Source organism: Blastococcus capsensis (assembly GCF_030165005.1).
Taxonomy (GTDB): Bacteria; Actinomycetota; Actinomycetes; order Mycobacteriales; family Geodermatophilaceae; genus Blastococcus; species Blastococcus capsensis.
In genome coordinates this window covers 446908-462520 of record NZ_JASNNW010000001.1, presented here as the reverse complement: position 1 = coordinate 462520, position 15613 = coordinate 446908, and the positions used below count along the sequence as shown (strand labels likewise).

The 15613-nt window shown below is 73.4% G+C and carries 16 protein-coding genes; 10 read left to right on the top strand and 6 right to left on the bottom strand.

Annotated features, from left to right (window positions below; genetic code table 11):
• Window positions 1-34 precede the first annotated feature (34 nt).
• Genes QOZ86_RS02110 through QOZ86_RS02100 form a run of 3 tightly spaced genes read right to left on the bottom strand, consistent with a single transcriptional unit; the run spans window position 35 to window position 1964 of the window.
• The gene (locus tag QOZ86_RS02110) at window positions 35-832 is read right to left on the bottom strand and encodes an ABC transporter permease (protein ID WP_284490288.1); all 798 of its coding nucleotides are present in this window, start codon (window positions 830-832) and stop codon (window positions 35-37) included.
• A complete protein-coding gene (gene modA / locus QOZ86_RS02105; RefSeq protein ID WP_284490287.1) occupies window positions 829-1575 on the bottom strand; it encodes a molybdate ABC transporter substrate-binding protein in 747 nt (248 codons plus the stop codon). The genes QOZ86_RS02110 and modA overlap by 4 nt, the downstream gene beginning before the upstream one ends.
• Window positions 1572-1964, bottom strand: coding sequence for a TOBE domain-containing protein (locus QOZ86_RS02100; RefSeq protein ID WP_284490286.1), 393 nt, complete (start codon window positions 1962-1964; stop codon window positions 1572-1574). Before QOZ86_RS02100 ends, modA begins: the two co-directional genes overlap by 4 nt.
• Before the next feature lie 191 nt (window positions 1965-2155).
• Here QOZ86_RS02100 and QOZ86_RS02095 point away from each other — a divergent pair, with 191 nt between their 5' ends.
• Window positions 2156-2425 (top strand): hypothetical protein, encoded by a 270-nt coding sequence (locus QOZ86_RS02095; RefSeq protein WP_284490285.1) that lies wholly within the window; start codon window positions 2156-2158, stop codon window positions 2423-2425.
• 178 nt (window positions 2426-2603) lie between these two features.
• Window positions 2604-3953 carry a phospholipid carrier-dependent glycosyltransferase gene (locus QOZ86_RS02090; protein ID WP_284490284.1) on the top strand — a complete coding sequence of 450 codons (1350 nt, stop codon included), beginning with the start codon at window positions 2604-2606 and terminating at the stop codon, window positions 3951-3953.
• Here the strand turns inward: QOZ86_RS02090 and QOZ86_RS02085 are convergent.
• Window positions 3891-5135 carry a glycosyltransferase 87 family protein gene (locus tag QOZ86_RS02085; protein ID WP_284490283.1) on the bottom strand — a complete coding sequence of 415 codons (1245 nt, stop codon included), beginning with the start codon at window positions 5133-5135 and terminating at the stop codon, window positions 3891-3893. The two genes, QOZ86_RS02090 and QOZ86_RS02085, sit on opposite strands and share 63 nt — an antisense overlap.
• A gap of 113 nt (window positions 5136-5248) precedes the next feature.
• Here QOZ86_RS02085 and QOZ86_RS02080 point away from each other — a divergent pair, with 113 nt between their 5' ends.
• The 7 genes from QOZ86_RS02080 (at window position 5249) to QOZ86_RS02050 (ending at window position 12891) form a co-directional block, all read left to right on the top strand.
• Window positions 5249-6613, top strand: coding sequence for a DUF2786 domain-containing protein (locus QOZ86_RS02080; protein WP_284490282.1), 1365 nt, complete (start codon window positions 5249-5251; stop codon window positions 6611-6613).
• Window positions 6614-6666: 53 nt separating this feature from the next.
• On the top strand, window positions 6667-6903 hold the full coding sequence (locus QOZ86_RS02075; RefSeq protein WP_284490281.1) for an AbrB/MazE/SpoVT family DNA-binding domain-containing protein: 237 nt from the start codon (window positions 6667-6669) through the stop codon (window positions 6901-6903).
• A gap of 8 nt (window positions 6904-6911) precedes the next feature.
• Window positions 6912-7313: a type II toxin-antitoxin system VapC family toxin gene (locus QOZ86_RS02070; RefSeq protein WP_284490280.1), complete on the top strand. Its 402-nt coding sequence runs from the start codon at window positions 6912-6914 to the stop codon at window positions 7311-7313.
• 46 nt (window positions 7314-7359) lie between these two features.
• On the top strand, window positions 7360-9069 hold the full coding sequence (locus QOZ86_RS02065) for a RecQ family ATP-dependent DNA helicase (RefSeq protein ID WP_284490279.1): 1710 nt from the start codon (window positions 7360-7362) through the stop codon (window positions 9067-9069).
• A gap of 122 nt (window positions 9070-9191) precedes the next feature.
• A complete protein-coding gene (locus tag QOZ86_RS02060; RefSeq protein ID WP_284490278.1) occupies window positions 9192-10847 on the top strand; it encodes a carbamoyltransferase family protein in 1656 nt (551 codons plus the stop codon).
• A 238-nt stretch (window positions 10848-11085) separates the two neighbouring features.
• Window positions 11086-11532, top strand: a complete 447-nt coding sequence (locus QOZ86_RS02055; RefSeq protein ID WP_284490277.1) for a DUF4383 domain-containing protein — start codon at window positions 11086-11088, stop codon at window positions 11530-11532.
• A 147-nt stretch (window positions 11533-11679) separates the two neighbouring features.
• The gene (locus tag QOZ86_RS02050) at window positions 11680-12891 is read left to right on the top strand and encodes an acyl-CoA dehydrogenase family protein (RefSeq protein WP_284490276.1); all 1212 of its coding nucleotides are present in this window, start codon (window positions 11680-11682) and stop codon (window positions 12889-12891) included.
• A 128-nt stretch (window positions 12892-13019) separates the two neighbouring features.
• On the opposite strand, the gene QOZ86_RS02045 is transcribed toward QOZ86_RS02050, so the two are convergent.
• Window positions 13020-13220: a hypothetical protein gene (locus QOZ86_RS02045; protein ID WP_284490275.1), complete on the bottom strand. Its 201-nt coding sequence runs from the start codon at window positions 13218-13220 to the stop codon at window positions 13020-13022.
• Window positions 13221-14086: 866 nt separating this feature from the next.
• Between QOZ86_RS02045 and QOZ86_RS02040 the strand changes: the two genes are divergently transcribed.
• Window positions 14087-15037 (top strand): acyl-ACP desaturase, encoded by a 951-nt coding sequence (locus QOZ86_RS02040; protein WP_284490274.1) that lies wholly within the window; start codon window positions 14087-14089, stop codon window positions 15035-15037.
• A gap of 53 nt (window positions 15038-15090) precedes the next feature.
• Here the strand turns inward: QOZ86_RS02040 and QOZ86_RS02035 are convergent, their stop codons facing one another.
• Entirely contained in the window at window positions 15091-15609 is a 519-nt protein-coding gene (locus QOZ86_RS02035; protein ID WP_284490273.1) for a GNAT family N-acetyltransferase, read from the bottom strand.
• Window positions 15610-15613: the final 4 nt, after the last annotated feature.

Sequence of the window (15613 nt, the reverse complement as noted above, 5' to 3'; positions counted from 1 at the left end):
GCTGCTGTGCCCACTGGTGAGCTCGCAAGCTCGCTCACGCCGCCCCCCGGCCGAGCCAGCGGTCCCGGAGCAGCAGCAGGGTGGCCAGCGATACGGCCAGCAGGACGACGGAGAGCACGACCGCGGCCTCGGGATCGCGCTGCAGCGCCAGGTAGACCGCCAGCGGCATCGTCTGGGTGGTGCCCGGGAAGTTGCCGGCGAAGGTGATGGTGGCGCCGAACTCACCCAGCGCCCGCGCCCAGCAGAGCACCGCACCGGCCGCCACGCCGGGAGCCACGAGCGGGAGCGTCACCCGCCGGAAGGTCGTCCAGCGGCCGGCGCCCAGCGTGGCGGCGACGTCCTCGAAACGGGCGTCGGCGGCGCGCAGGGCGCCCTCGACGCTGATCACCAGGAACGGCATGGCCACGAACGTCTCGGCGATGACCACGGCCGCCGTCGTGAACGGGATCGTGATGCCGAAGGCGTCGTCCAGCCAGGAGCCGACGATCCCCTGCCGCCCGAGCACGAGGAACAGCGCGACGCCGCCCACGACCGGCGGAAGAACCAGCGGCACGGTGACCAGCGCCCGCAGCACCGACACCCCGCGGGCACGGGACCGGGCCAGCACCCAGGCCAGCGGGACGCCGAGCAGCAGCGACAGCGCGGTGGCCAGCGTGGCCGACAGCAGCGATAGCCGGAGCGCCTCGCCGACGCCGGGAGCGGCGAGCTGGTTGCCCAGCTGCGACCACGGCGTGCGCACCAGCAGCCCGACGAGCGGCAGCAGCAGGAAAGCCACCCCGAGGGCGGCGGGCAGCAGGAGCGGCGCCGGCACCCGGCTGGTCTCGCGGTTCACGGGGCGCGGAACCCCGCCCGGGCCAGGACCTCCCGCCCCTCGTCGGACAGCAGCAGGTCGACGAACGCCCGGGCCGCGGCGGGGTTCGGGGCGTCGTCGAGGACGGCGACCGGGTAGTCGTTGACCACCGAGTCCGCCTCGGGCACCTCGACGCCGTCGACCCGGTCCGGGCGGGCGGCGACGTCAGTGGCGTAGACCAGCGCCGCGTCGACCTCCCCCAGCCCCACCTTGTTCAGCGCCGCCCGCACGTCCTCCTCGTAGGTGTCCGGCCGGGCCTGGACGCCGGCCACCTCGAGAAGTTCCCCCGCCGCTGCGCCGCAGGGCACCTCGGGTGCGCAGACGGCGAGGGTCAGCTCCTCCCGGGCGAGATCTGCCAGCCCCGTGATCCCCGCCGGGTTGCCCTCGGGCACCGCGATCGTCAGGACGTTGCCGGCGAAGGTCTCCGGCTCCGCGGCCAGTCCCGCCCCGGTGACCACGGCCATCTGCTCCTCGGCGGCGGAGGCGAAGACGTCGGCCGGTGCGCCCTGGGTGATCGCCACCGCCAGGCCGTCGCTGCCGCCATAGCTGATCCGGAGGTCGACGCCAGGGTGCTCCTCGCGGAACCGCTCGGCCAGCCGGTCGAAGACGTCGGTCAGGGAGGCCGCGGCGAGGACGGTGAGCGTGCCACCGTCCTCGTCCGCGCCCTCTCCGCTGCAGCCGGCGACGAGGGCCAGCACGGCGAGCACCGGGAGCGCCCGCCTCACGGCACGTCCACGCTGACCTGGGTGGCCTTGACCGTGGCCACCGCCCGCACCCCCGGCTCCAGCCCGAGCTCGTCGGCGGCCTCGCGGGACATCAGCGAGACCAGCCGGAACGGGCCGGCCTGCAGCTCCACCTGGGCCATCACGGTGTCGCGGACCACGCGGGTGACGATCCCGGTGAGCCGGTTGCGGGCCGACGACGGCGTCGTCCCGGGCTCCGGAGGGTCGCGCAGCTCCGTCGCGAGCCGGGCCAGCTGGACGCCGTCGACGACCGCCGGCCCGCCGCTCTCGCGGGAGGCGGCCAGCCGCCCCGCGTCGATCCAGCGGCGCACCGTGTCGTCGCTCACGCCGAGCAGCGCGGCCGCTTCGGCGATCCGGTAATCGGGAGGCACGGATGCACCGTAGTTCCGCAGGCGCGGTTGTGTCGCCCCTGGCGATCCGCAGATGCGGGACAGCCGGTCGGCAGACCGACGGCTGCCCAACACCGTCGTGACCAATTCGTGACAGGGCCGGGCCGTGTAGCCGGGCCCCCAGCGGACATGGGAAGAGTTCCGCCGACGACCGAACGTGACAGGGGTACGACATGAACAAGCTCACCCGCGGCATCGCCGCAGCCTCCTTCTCCGGCTTCCTCGCCCTCGGCCTCGCGGCCTGCGGGGAGGAGGAGGGCACGGTCGAGGTCACCGAGACCGAGGAGATCACCGAGACCGAGGAGCTCGACACCGAGGTCACCGAGACCCTCGAGCCGACCGAGACCGAGACCGAGACCGAGGAGGAGGTCGTCGAGACCGAGACCGAGGTCGACACCGAGACCGAGACCGAGTTCGACACCGAGACCGAGACGAACAACTGACTCGGTGAGCACGGCCGCCGCGACGGCGGAGCAGCGGAGGGGGGGGGGGGGGGCCGCGGGGGGCGCCCCCCGGGGGGGGGGGTGGGGCCCGGAGACGGCGGGGGGGAGCACGGCCGCCGCGCCGGCGGTGCAGCGGATCGCGGGCGGCGCCTCCTGGCGCCGCCCGCGATCGGCTCAGGTGGTACCGCTGCTCCTGCTGGGCGTGGCCGCGGCCGTGCGGCTGTGGGATCTCGGCGACCCCGACCGGCTGTTCTTCGACGAGAAGTACTACGCCCGCGACGGGCTGGACTACGTCACGCGCGGCGTGGAGGAGGAGCGACCGGCCCACCCGCCTCTGGGCAAGTGGGTCATCGCCCTCGGCATCCAGGTCTTCGGCTACACGCCGTTCGGCTGGCGGATCGGCGTCGCCGTGGCCGGGTCGCTGACCGTCCTGCTGGTCCACCTGTGCGGCCTGCGGCTGTTCCGGCGCACCGCGCCGGCCGCCCTCGCGGCGCTCCTGGTGGCGCTGGACGGGCTGGCGGTGACGACCAGCCGCATGGCCATGCTGGACGCCACGCTGGGGCTGTTCGTCGTCCTCGCGTTCTGGCTCGTCCTGCTCGACCGGGACGCCCGGCGGCACGCGCGCGGGCCCGACGAGCCGCTGAGCCGGTCCCTCCTGGGCTCCCGGTACCGGTGGCTGGCGGGGCTGGCACTGGGGCTGGCGGTCGCGACCAAGTGGTCGGGGCTGCTGGCCATCGCCGCCGCGGGCCTGCTGGTGCTGGGCACGGAGCTGGCCGCCCGCGGCGAGGGCCTGCGGCGGGGCACGCGCCGGGCGGCCGTCGTCGCCGCCGGGGGCGCGCTGAGCCTCGTCGCCCTCCCCGCCGCCGTCTACGCGGCCGCCCACGCCGGCTGGTTCGCCAACTACGCGGACAGCTACGCCGGGTCACGCGCCTGCGAGGCCGGCGACTGCGCGGCCGGCCCCGGGGACCGGCTGGAGACGTGGTGGGAGAACCAGGTCGACCTCGTCCGCTACCACCAGGAGCTCGAGGCGACCCACCCCTACCGCTCCGACCCCGCCGGCTGGGCGTGGCTGGAGCGGCCGGTGCTGGTCTACGCCGAGAGCTGCACGTCGGCGCAGCAGGACGCGGGGGAGTGCGAGATCCCGCCTGGAACGGTCGCACGGATCACGCTGGTCGGGAGCCCCGCGCTCTGGTGGCCCGCCCTGATCGCCTACCCCGTCCTGCTGTGGCGGGCCGCCGTCCGCCGGGACGGGGTCGCGGCCACGATCCTCGTCCCCCTCGCCCTGCTCTGGCTGCCCTGGCTGGCCGCCGGCAAGCCCGGCTACTTCTTCTACCTGGTCCCGGCGGTGCCGTTTCTCGCCCTGGGCCTCGTGCGAGCCGTCCAGGTGGGGCCGCGACCCCGCTTCGTCGGGGGCGCGCTGGCCGTGCTGGCGGTGGCCGCCTTCGCGTTCTTCGCACCGATCTGGTTAGGGATCCCGCTGGATCGGGACTCGCTCGACCTCCGGTACTGGCTGCCGTCCTGGCGGTGATCCCACCGGGCGGCGCAGCACCTCGACGGCCACCCACACCAGGGCGGCGGCGCGCAGGGCCACGGCCGCACCCATCACCGGATAGGGCAGCCCGTCGCCGTAGCCGGCCCGGCCGGCGAGGAAGGGGAACTCCACCGCGTGCACCAGGACGTCGCTCAGCACCACGGCGACGAACGGAGCCACCCGCGGCAGCACCAGGGCCATGAGCGGCACCAGCCACAGGGTGTACTGCGGGGAGTAGACCTTGTTGGCCAGCACGAAGCAGACCAGCACCGGCAGCAGCAGCTGCCACCAGTCCTCGGGACGACGGCGGCGCACCCCGAGCGCGACGACCACGACGGCGCCCGAGGCGAACACCAGCAGGCTGACGACGCCGAGCGCCGCCGGGCGGGGTTGCGGGCCACCGAGCTGCCCGACCAGGTACCAGACGCTGTCGACGTGCACGGCCCGGCCGCGGCTCAGCTCGTAGAAGCGGTCCCAGGCCCCGGGGGCCATCAGGTAGCCGGGCACGTGCACCGCCACGAAGACCAGCGTCGCGGCGCCGCCGTGCAGCAGTGCGGCCCACGGCCGGCGCCGGGCCAGGAGCGCCAGGACGACCAGCGGGACGAGGAAGCCCGGGAACACCTTCGCCGCCGCGCCCAGGCCGGCGAGGAGGCCCGAGGCCGTGTGGTGACCCCGCTGGTGGAGCAGCAGCGCCCCGAGCAGCAGGACGATCGGCAGGGTGTCCCAGTTGTAGAAGGCGTAGAGGAAGAGCGCCGGTGCGGCGGCCCACCACAGCAGCCGGGCCGGCGCCAGGCCCAGCCGCCGCAGCAGGGCCAGGGCCCCGAGCACCTCGACCACCACGAGCAGGCCGTTCACGGCGAAGAACGTGGTGACCGTGGCGGCGCCCGGGAGGGCGCGCGCGAGGACTGCGGCGAGCCAGATGCGGACGGCGAGCACCGGCGGGTACTCCAGCGGGTCGGCCCCGTAGGGCCCCGCGCCCTCGTCGAGCCCGCGGGCGAACCACAGCGGAGCGACGTCGGAGTAGCAGTATCCGTAGTACTGCTCCCCGTCGGCCCAGCCGCCGGGCAGGCAGCGGGCCCTCGCCCACCAGCCGCCGGCCAGGACGAGCAGCGCGACGATCATCGCCACCACCTGATCGGTGCGCCCCCCGTGGACGAGGAGCCGCCGGCGACCGGTCACCGACCCCTCCTCGTCCTCGGCAGCGTGGACAGACCCGTACGGGTCGCCGTACTCCGTCCACAGGTTCGCACCACGGTTCGCCTGGCACCTCGCCGGTCGGGAAGCATGGCCGCATGGCCAAGACGGCGGCGCAGCGACGGGCGGCTCGCAAGCGCAAGGAACAGGAGCGGGCCGGGCCGAGGCCCGCGCAGGCGGCGCAGGGTGCGGATCAACCGGAGCTGCTGTGGACGCAGCACGTCTCGGCGGCGCAGAACACGGAACGCCGGGTCGCCCGGTTGCTCGCCCAGGGGGCGGAGGCGCCCGACGAAGAAGGGCTCACCCGGGTCTGTGCGGACCTGGCCGCCCTCGATTCCGAGGTGGACAGCCATGGTCACCTGACGCGCCTGCTCATGACGCTGCTGGACTCGCTGTGGGAGCACGGCTGGCAACCGGCGGACGTCGCGCACGTCGTGCGCCGGCAGGGCCGCCCCCGCATGACCCGGCTTGCCCTGGCCGCGATCGCCCGCCAGGCACAGCTCGCCGACGTGGCTTCGCTCGCCCCGGAGGAATGGCGGGCGCAACTGCTCGGGCTCGAGCTCCCCGACGATCCTCCGGCGGCGCTGATATCCGCCTGGGGGAGAGGCGAGCGACTTGCGGCTGCCGACGCTTGGGCCGAGGCCCTACGAATGCTGCGGTTGCTGGCCGGGCGCGGGGAGCTGCCGCGGCTGTGCCCACCGCCGTCGCAGTGGCGGCACGTGGCCGGCCTGCGGACGGCGCCCGGGGTCCGGTCCGGGGCGCACCATGCCGACCCGCGGGTGCTCGGCCGGATCCGGGGGCTGCTGGCGAAGGCGGAGGGCACCGACTACCCGGAAGAGGCGGACGCGCTCACCGCGAAGGCGCAGGAGCTGATGACCCGCTACGCGGTGGACGAGGCGGTGCTGGACGCCGAACGTGGCGGTTCGCTGACCGACGAGGTCAGCTCCCGGCGAGTACACCTGGAGAACCCCTATCCCGAGGCCAAGCTGCGGCTGCTGGACGCGGTCGGATCGGCGAACGGCGTGCGGGTCATCTACCTCGAGTCGCTCGGCATCGCGACGGTGGTCGGGCTGCCGGTCGATCTCGACCTCATCGACGTGCTCTTCACCTCGCTGCTCGTCCAGGCGACCCGGGCACTCGGCGCAGCCGGCAGGGCCGGTGGCCCGGGCACGCGCGCGCCGTCCTTCCGGCGCTCGTTCCTGATCTCCTACGCGGCGCGGATCCGGGAGCGGCTGGAGGAGGCGCGGAACGAGGCGACCCAGGCGGCGGAGTCAAGTCGAGGCGCGGCACTCGTGCCGATCATGCGGGAGCGACGGGAGGCGGTGGACGAGGTCTTCGACGAGTTGTTCCCGACCACCTATGCCATCACGACCAGGGCCTGGAACGCTCGCGGCTGGCACGCCGGCAGGCTCGCCGCCGACGCGGCGGATCTGGGATCCGGCCGGGATGCGGTCCCGCAGTGAGCGCTGTGTTCGGACCACCCCGCGCTGGGGATCTCACTGGTAGCGTCTTCCCAGTGGAGGCAACGGTCGACTCGGTCGGGCGCATCGTCGTCCCCAAGCCCCTCCGGGATGCGCTGGGATTGCGCGCTGGGTCCACCGTCGACATCTCGCGCTACGGGTCAGGCCTGACGCTGGTCCCGACCGGACGCACCGCCCGCCTGGTCGAGGAGGAGGGCGCGCTCGTCGCCACGGGCGACACCACCATCGACGACGACGACGTCTTCCACCTGATCGACTCCGGCCGGCGGTGAGCTCGGTCGTGGCGGTCGACACGAGCGTCGCCGTCCCGTTGCTGGTCCGGAGGCATGCCGCGCATGACGACGTCGTGCGCTGGTGGAACGGGAGAGCGCTCGCGCTGAGCGGGCACGCCGTGGCCGAGACGTACTCGGTGCTCACCCGTCTCCCCGGCGACCTCCGTCTCACGCCTGCGGATGCGGCTCACCTGCTCGCCGCACGCTTCGAAGCCCGTCTGACGCTGAGCGCCGGTGCGAGTTCCCGGCTACCCGAGGTGCTGGGCGAGCTGGGCATCGCCGGCGGTGCCGTGTACGACGCGATGGTGGGCCTGGCAGCTGCCGAGCACGGCGCCGAACTCGCCACGCGTGACGCCCGGGCCAGGTCCACCTACGTTGCGGTCGGCGCTCGGGTGACCGTCGCCGGGTGACCAGCGTCGGCGTTTGCAGTGCCGGCGCACCGGGGAGAGGCAGCCGGTGACGGCTTCCCCCACGAAGGACAACCCCGCCGGCGGCTCCGCCTCCGTCCGCACCCGCCGCATCCGCGAGTTCGCCCGCGAGGTCCTCGGCCACGAGGACTTCCGCCCGGGCCAGGAGCGGGCGATGCAGGCCGTCGTCGGCGGACGTGACACGCTCGCCGTCCTCCCGTCGGGGGCGGGGAAGACGGCGATCTACCAGGTCGCTGGGCAGCTGCTCGACGGCCCGGTGCTCGTCGTGTCCCCGCTCATCGCGCTGCAGCGCGACCAGGTCGAGCGGCTGACCGAGCTCGAGGACCGGGCCGGCCGGGCCGCACAGCTCAACTCCAGCCTGTCGGCCGGCGACCAGCGGGAGTCCCTGGACGGCCTCCGTGACGGAACGGTCCGCTTCCTCTTCCTCGCTCCCGAGCAGCTGACCAAGCCCGAGGTCGTCGACACGATCGCGGAGGCGAAGCCGGCGCTGTTCGTCGTCGACGAGGCCCACTGCGTCTCCGCCTGGGGCCACGACTTCCGCCCCGACTACCTGCGGCTCGGCGTCGTGATCGAGCAGCTGGGCCACCCCACCGTGCTGGCGCTCACCGCCACCGCCGCGCCGCCGGTGCGCGCGGAGATCGTCGAGCAGCTGGGCATGCGGGAGCCGGAGGTCGTCGTCGCCGGCTTCGACCGCCCGGAGATCCGCCTCGAGGTGGACCACTACGCCGACGCGCACGGCAAGGAGGAGGGCGTGCTCGACCGGGTGCTGGCCGAGATCGGCGAGAACCGGGGGCCGGGCATCGTCTACAGCGCCACCCGCAAGGGCACCGAGCAGATCGCCGGGCAGCTGGCCGGGCGCGGGCTGCGCGCCCGGCACTACCACGCGGGGCTGAAGAAGTCCGACCGCGAGGAGACCCAGCAGGCCTGGATGGCGGACGAGCTCGACGTCGTCGTCGCCACCACCGCGTTCGGCATGGGCATCGACAAGCCCGACACCCGCTTCGTGATCCACGCCGAGCCGGCCGACTCGGTCGACAGCTACTACCAGGAGATCGGCCGGGCCGGCCGCGACGGCGAGCCGGCGCTCGCCGTCCTGGTCTACCGCCAGGAGGACCTCGGCCTGCGCCGGTTCTTCGCCGCGGGCGCGCCCGCCGAGGAGGAGCTGCAGCAGGTCGCCGGTCTGGTCGCCGCCGCCCCGGCCGCGGGCCTGGCGGACGGCGTCGACGTCCCGACCCTGCGCAAGGAGACCGGCCGCGCCGCCACTCCCCTGGCCCGCGACCTGAACCTCCTGGAGCAGGTATCCGCCGTCGTCCTGGACGAGGACGGCGCGGCCCACCCGGTCGAGGGCGCCCCGGCACCTGGCGATGCGGCCGCCGCCGCCCGCGAGCTCGCCGAGCACCACGAGAAGGTCGACCAGAGCCGGGTGGAGATGATGCGCGGCTACGCGGAGACCACCGACTGCCGGCGCCAGTTCCTGCTCGGGTACTTCGGCGAGCAGCTGGACGAGCCCTGCGACAACTGCGACAACTGCTCCGCCGGCACCGCCTCCGAGCGCTCCGGCCCCGACGAGGGCACCCCGTTCCCGGTGGAGACGCCGGTGGAGCACCGCGAGTGGGGCCCCGGGCTCGTGATGCGGGTCGAGGACGACCGGATCACCGTGCTGTTCGAGGAGGTCGGCTACAAGACCCTCGCGCTCTCCGCCGTCCTCGGGCACGACCTGCTGCACACGCGCGGCTGACACCGGGTGACGGGCGGCCGCTCGACCTGCGGGACGGCGCCACCGGGTTCATGATCATCGGCAGGGCGGCGGGTCGACGCCTGGAGCAGACGGGCACCGAGCCCAGGAGAAGGAGTGCATGCGTGAAGGTCCTCGGCATCAACGCGATCTACCACGACCCCGCGGCCGCGCTCGTCGTCGACGGGAAGGTCGTCGCGGCGGCGGAGGAGGAGCGCTTCAGCCGGCGCAAGCACGGCAAGCGCCCCCTGCCCTGGAGCGCCTGGGAGCTGCCCGAGCTGTCGGCGGCGTGGTGCCTGAGGGAAGCCGGCATACGGCCCGAGGAGCTCGACGCCGTCGCCTACTCCTTCGACCCCGGCCTGATGACGACGCCGGAGGAGAGCGGTCTCTTCGACGACGGCGACGTCATGCGCAAGAAGTACGCGGAGATGGCGCCGGACTTCCTCGCCCACGCGCTCCCCGGCCTGGACCCCGCGAAGGTCCGGTTCGTGAAGCACCACGTGGCGCACGCCGCCTCCGCCGGCCTGGCCGCGCCGCAACGGAACAACTCCGTGCTCGTGCTCGACGGCCGGGGCGAGGCGCACAGCCACCTGGCCGGCCGCTACGTCGACGGCCAGCTCGAGGTGCTCGCCGGGCAGTCGCTGCCGCACTCCCTCGGCCTGATGTACGAGGAGCTCACCGACCACCTGGGCTTCCTGCGCAGCTCCGACGAGTTCAAGGTCATGGCGATGGCCTCCTACGGCAAGCCGCGATTCGTCGGCGAGCTGTCCGAGCTGATCCGCGCCACCGACGACGGCGGCTTCCGCACCGAGCGGATCGACTTCACCGAGTTCGCCCCCCGCCTGGGCAAGGGCGACCAGTGGACCGAGGACCACGCCGATCTGGCCGCCTCGGTGCAGCAGCGCCTGGAGGAGGTGCTGGTCGGCCTGGCCCGCTGGGTGCACGAGCAGACCGGCGACCACACGCTCACCCTCGCCGGCGGCACTGCCCTGAACTGCGTGGCCAACACCCGCATCCTCGCCGAGAGCCCGTTCGAGCAGGTCTGGGTCCAGCCGGCCGCCGGCGACGCCGGTACGGCGCTGGGCGCCGCCCTGCACGTGGCCCGCGAGCTCGGCGAGGACACCCAGCCGATGCCCGGCGCGGCGCTGGGGCGCGGCTGGAGCGACGACGACATCGAGCAGGTGCTCGTCACCGCCGCGATCGACTACGAACGCCCCGCCGACGTCGCGGAGGCGGTGGCAGAGGTGCTCGCCGACAACGGGATCGTCGCGTGGTTCCAGGGCCGCAGCGAGTACGGCCCTCGGGCCCTGGGCCACCGGTCGCTCATGGCCCACCCCGGCTACGAGGCGAACCTGGAGCGGATGAACGACGTCAAGGGCCGCGAGCAGTTCCGCCCGGTGGCGCCCATGGTCCTGCTGGAGCGGGCCCCGGAGATCTTCAGCCGCGGACCCATCCCGTCCCCGTACATGCTCTTCGTGCACGACGTGGCCCCGGAGTGGAGGGACCGCATCCCCACGGTCACCCACGTCGACGGGACGGCGCGGATCCAGACGATCGACCCGGACGTGCAGCCGCTGGTGCACCGGATGATCTCGGCCTTCGAGCGCCGCACCGGGCTGCCCGTCGTGGTCAACACCAGCCTGAACACCGCCGGACGGCCGATGGTCGACGACCCGCGGGACGCCCTCGAGTGCTTCGGTTCCGCGCCGGTCGACCTGCTCGCGATCGGCCCGTTCGTCGTCCGCCGGCCCAAGCGGACGCCGCGCCCCGCCACGGACTGACCCCGTCCGGCTCACCCTTCCGGGGCGACGACGCCGCGCGGCCCCCTGCACGGTGAACCGCACCGGCCGCCGTGGGCGAACACCGGTCGAGTGCTCCCCGGACCGGTGGACCGCGGTGTCGTTCCGGTCACGTCCATCGCTCGGACGGGGGACGGCCGTTACTCGCGGTCGGCCATGGGTAGCTCTCGTGCAGCTCCCGCCAGGACCTGGCGGGTCGACCACCACGGGAGGACACACGATGTCTGCAACATCCGGCAACACCGGTGCGGACCGCCGGGGCATGACCTGGCCGCAGATGGGGGCGCTCGCCTTCGGCGTCATCTACCTGCTCGTCGGGATCGTCGGTTTCTTCATCACCGGGTTCGACGACTTCTTCGCCCACGACACGGACGACACGTTGCTCTGGTTCGAGATCAACGGCTTCCACAACGTCGTGCACATCCTCATCGGTGTGGCTGGGATCGCGCTCTCCCGCACGCTGTCCGGCGCGCGCGCGTACGGATGGCTGCTGGCGATCGGCTACGGCGCCGCGTTCGTCTACGGCCTGATCGCGATCGGGGAGACGTGGGACATCCTGAGCATCAACGCCGCCGACAACTGGCTGCACATCCTCTCCGCCGCGGCGGGCCTGGTCATCGCTCTCGGCCCGGTCCGCGACGCCGTGACCGGCCGTACGCGGGCCTGACGACCGCAGCACCGGCCGTCTGACGCGGCCTCCCGGAGGAGCCGGGTCCCGTCGTCCCCCCGGGGACGGCGGGGCCCGGCTCCTGTCATGAACGGCCAGGGACACCCCCGATGCGACGGCAGTCACGCCCGGCGCTACGTTGCCGGTATGGACTTCGCTCTCTCCGCCAAGGCCGAGGACGTCTGCGCACGCGCGTGGGACTTCATGCGCGAGCACGTGTTCCCGGCGGAGCCGGTGTACGAGGCGTGGCGCGCGGAGCGCGGTCACGACAACCACGAGCTCCCGCCCGTGGTGGACGAGCTCAAGGCCGAGGCCCGCAAGCGCGGGCTGTGGAACCTGTTCCACCACGAGGTCGGCGGCCTCTCGAACCTCGAGTACGCCAGCGTCGCCGAGATCACCGGCTGGTCCCCGGGGATCGCCCCGGAGTCGATGAACGTCGGCGCCCCGGACACGGGCAACATGGAGACGCTCATGCTGTTCGGCACCCCCGAGCACAAGGAGCGCTGGCTCAACCCGCTGCTCGAAGGTGAGATCCGCTCCGGCTTCGCCATGACCGAGCCCGACGTCGCCAGCTCCGACGCCCGCAACATCCAGACCTCGATCGTGCGCGACGGCGACGAGTACGTGATCAACGGCCGCAAGTGGTGGACCTCCGGTGCCGCCGACCCGCGCTGCCAGATCTTCATCGTCATGGGCAAGACCGACCCGGACGGCCCCCCGCACCGGCAGCAGTCCATGGTTCTCGTCCCCCGCGACACCCCGGGCCTGGAGATCATCCGACACCTGCCGGTGTTCGGGTACCAGGACCAGCACGGCCACTCCGAGCTGCGGTTCACCGACGTCCGCGTGCCGGTCAGCAACATCCTCTCCGGCGAGGGCGACGGCTTCATGATCGCCCAGGCGCGGCTGGGCCCGGGCCGGATCCACCACTGCATGCGGGCCATCGGCATGGCCGAGCGGGCGCTGGCGCTGATGGTGGAGCGGACCAAGAACCGGGTCGCCTTCGGCCGGCCGCTGGCCGACCAGGGCACGGTGCGCGAGGCGATCGCGCTCTCCCGGATCGAGATCGACCAGGCCCGGCTCTACGTGCTGAAGACCGCCGACCTCATCGACAAGTACGGGGCCAAGGGCGCCCGCACCGAGATCTCGGCGATCAAGGTGGCCGCGCCGAAGGTGGCCCTGGCCGTCATCGACCGCGCGATCCAGGTGCACGGCGGCGCGGGTGTCAGCAACGACACGGTGCTGGCCCGCTTCTACGCCAGCGCCCGCACGCTGCGGATCGTCGACGGCCCGGACGCGGTGCACATCCGCGGCGTGGCCAAGGAGGAGCTGGCCCGGGAGCGCCCCTTCAACGGCTGAGCGATGTGGCGGCTCCTCCGCCGCCGTCCGCCGGCCTCACCGTCGCGTCGCCGTCCTCGTGCTGTACCGCGAGGACGGCGACCGTGCGGCGAGGTCGGCCCGTCTGCGCCTGCCTGCAGGGGCCGCCGTCAGGGCGTGAGCGTCGTCCCGAACCCGCCGCCGGCCAGCTTGCTCATGAGCTGCGTGCGGTCCAGCCCCACCGCGGCCAGCGCGTCGCCGTCCCGGTCGGTGTCGATCTGGTCGGCGAACCGCTCCTCCACCTGGTCGGCCGTGCCGTTGTCCCCTTCGGTGCGCAGCATCCGCACCAGTTCGTCCTTGTCGAGCTTCACCGGTCCTCCGTCCACCGCCCGTCGGGCGTCCTCGCGAGTGTGGTGGCCGTCACGGCAGGTCGCAACGGCGGTCCTGCGGACGCCGTCAGGTCACGATCCGGTCACGACGGCGCGACCCCACCCCTTCCCGTACGCGCGCCGGCTGCTGGTTACCAGCGCCGCGAGCTGGTGACGGTTGCGCAGCACCCAGGAGATCGGTTGATGGACGGCGCCGGGGTGGGCTCCCTCGGGCCACCGGCGCCCGACCGGGTGCGGATCCTGGACACCCGCGCGGGATCGTCGTCGAGGCGCCGCTGTCGAGGCCCGACGATCGAGCGAGCCGGCGTCGGCCACCGCGATGCGGCAGCTCGCCGAGGAGGCCCGTCGGCGCCGGTCGGTCGTTCCGCGACGATCCCGCCGCTCAGCTCCGGCCGGCGCGCCGGACGAGGACGGCACCCACAGCCACCAGCAGGAGGGCCAGTACCAGCTGGCCGATCCCCACCGCCGCCCGGTCGCTGGCGAACCAGGTCGGCGACGACACGAGGAGCACCAGGGCGACGCCGAGGACGAGCAGTCCGACCAGGCGCTCACGGCGGGCGTTGCGGGAGACAGGAGTGCCGGGGGGGGCGGGTCGGCCATGCCACCACCCTGCCGAACCGGCCCGCGCGGCGATCAGACGGCGGGCCAGGTCGATCTGGTCGCCGTGATCGCACCGCGAGCGTGGCCGGAGCGTCCCCAGGGCGGGGGCCGCCCGGGCGTACGGTTCCTCCCGGATCGCCGGTGGAGGGATAGCGGCAGGCCGAACGGGGAACTCCCGTACGAGCACGACCGGAGATTACGTCGGCGTAGGTCCCGACGACGCAGCTCGAGTCGACCCGGAGGTCCCCATGCCCCAGACGTCCCCACAGGCAGCCGTGCTGACCGAGCTCGAGCCGGTGGTCGCGGAGAACCTCGACCGCCACGTCAAGATGGCCAAGGAATGGCATCCGCACGACTACGTCCCCTGGGACGAGGGGCGGAACTTCGCTTTCCTCGGTGGCGAGGACTGGTCGCCCGAGCAGTCCCGGCTGGACGCCACGGCCAAGGCGGCGATGTTCGTGAACCTGCTGACCGAGGACAACCTGCCCAGCTACCACCGCGAGATCGCCACCCGGTTCGGCCGGGACGGCGCCTGGGGCCAGTGGGTGGGCCGCTGGACGGCGGAGGAGGGACGGCACGGCGTCGCGCTCCGCGACTACCTCGTCGTCACCCGCGGGGTCGACCCGGTCGAGCTCGAGCGAGCCCGGATGGACTACATGACCACCGGCTACGACTCCGGCGACAAGACCCCGCTCGAGACCGTCGCCTACGTCTCGTTCCAGGAGCTGGCCACGCGGGTCTCGCACCGCAACACCGGCAAGGCCACCGGCGACCCGATCGCGGACAAGCTGCTGGCCCGCATCGCGACCGACGAGAACCTGCACATGGTCTTCTACCGAAACCTCGTGACCGCGGCGTTCGACATCGACCCCGACGAGATGATGAAGGCCGTGACCAACGAGGTCATGAACTTCGAGATGCCCGGCGCGAACATGGCCAATTTCCGGAAGAACTCGACGATCATCGCGAAGGCCGGCATCTACGACCTGCGCCTGCACCACGACGAGGTGGTCAGCCCGATCCTGCGCACCTGGAAGGTCTTCGAGCGCAGCGACTTCGGGCCCGAGGGCGAGCAGGCCCGCGAGCAGCTGGCCGCGTTCCTGACCGGTCTCGACGCCGAGGCCACGAAGTTCGTGGAGAGCCGCGAGCGGATGCGGGCCCGCATGGCGGCCAAGGGCGAGGTCCCCGTCCACGTCTGACGGAGGGCCTCCTGTCCCATGGGCGCGACGGACCGAACCGGGCCGCGCTGCGATCAGAGCGGGCAGGCCATGACGATCTCGTCGCGGTCGTCGCCGGGAGCCACCCGGATCGCTCCGGGCAGGCGGCCGACCTCCTGGTAACCCAGGCCGCGGTAGAACGCGTCGACGCCCGTTCCCCCTCGGGCGGTCAGGTGGAGGAACTCCCACCCCCGCTCGCGGGCGATCCGGTGCACGCCGTCCATCAGCACCCGGCCGAGCCCCTGGCCCTGCCGGGAAGGGTGCACCTGCACCCGCAGCACGGTCCCCCAGTGGCGGCGCAGCGGGCTCAGCGAGCCGACGACGCTGGCGAACCCCGCCGTCTCGCCGTCCACGACGAGCAGGGCCAGCACGTCCCGGCCGGAGTGGACGCCCTCCAGCAGCTTGTCCAGGAGCGGAACGACGTCGTCCTCGGTGACCGGCGGCACGAATCCGACGGCGCCCCCGGCGTTGGTGACGTCGGTCCAGCAGCGGAGCAGCTCGGCCCGCAGCGCGACGTCGACGGAGGTGACAGGGCGGACGACGGCGGCGGGCACACGG

What these genes read in the sequence shown, in the direction of transcription:
- QOZ86_RS02055 (WP_284490277.1), top strand. Translation starts at nt 11,086, where the DNA reads ATGTCTGCAACATCCGGCAACACCGGTGCGGACCGCCGGGGCATGACC.
- QOZ86_RS02040 (WP_284490274.1), top strand. Translation starts at nt 14,087, where the DNA reads ATGCCCCAGACGTCCCCACAGGCAGCCGTGCTGACCGAGCTCGAGCCG.
- QOZ86_RS02095 (WP_284490285.1), top strand. Translation starts at nt 2,156, where the DNA reads ATGAACAAGCTCACCCGCGGCATCGCCGCAGCCTCCTTCTCCGGCTTC.
- QOZ86_RS02080 (WP_284490282.1), top strand. Translation starts at nt 5,249, where the DNA reads ATGGCCAAGACGGCGGCGCAGCGACGGGCGGCTCGCAAGCGCAAGGAA.
- QOZ86_RS02050 (WP_284490276.1), top strand. Translation starts at nt 11,680, where the DNA reads ATGGACTTCGCTCTCTCCGCCAAGGCCGAGGACGTCTGCGCACGCGCG.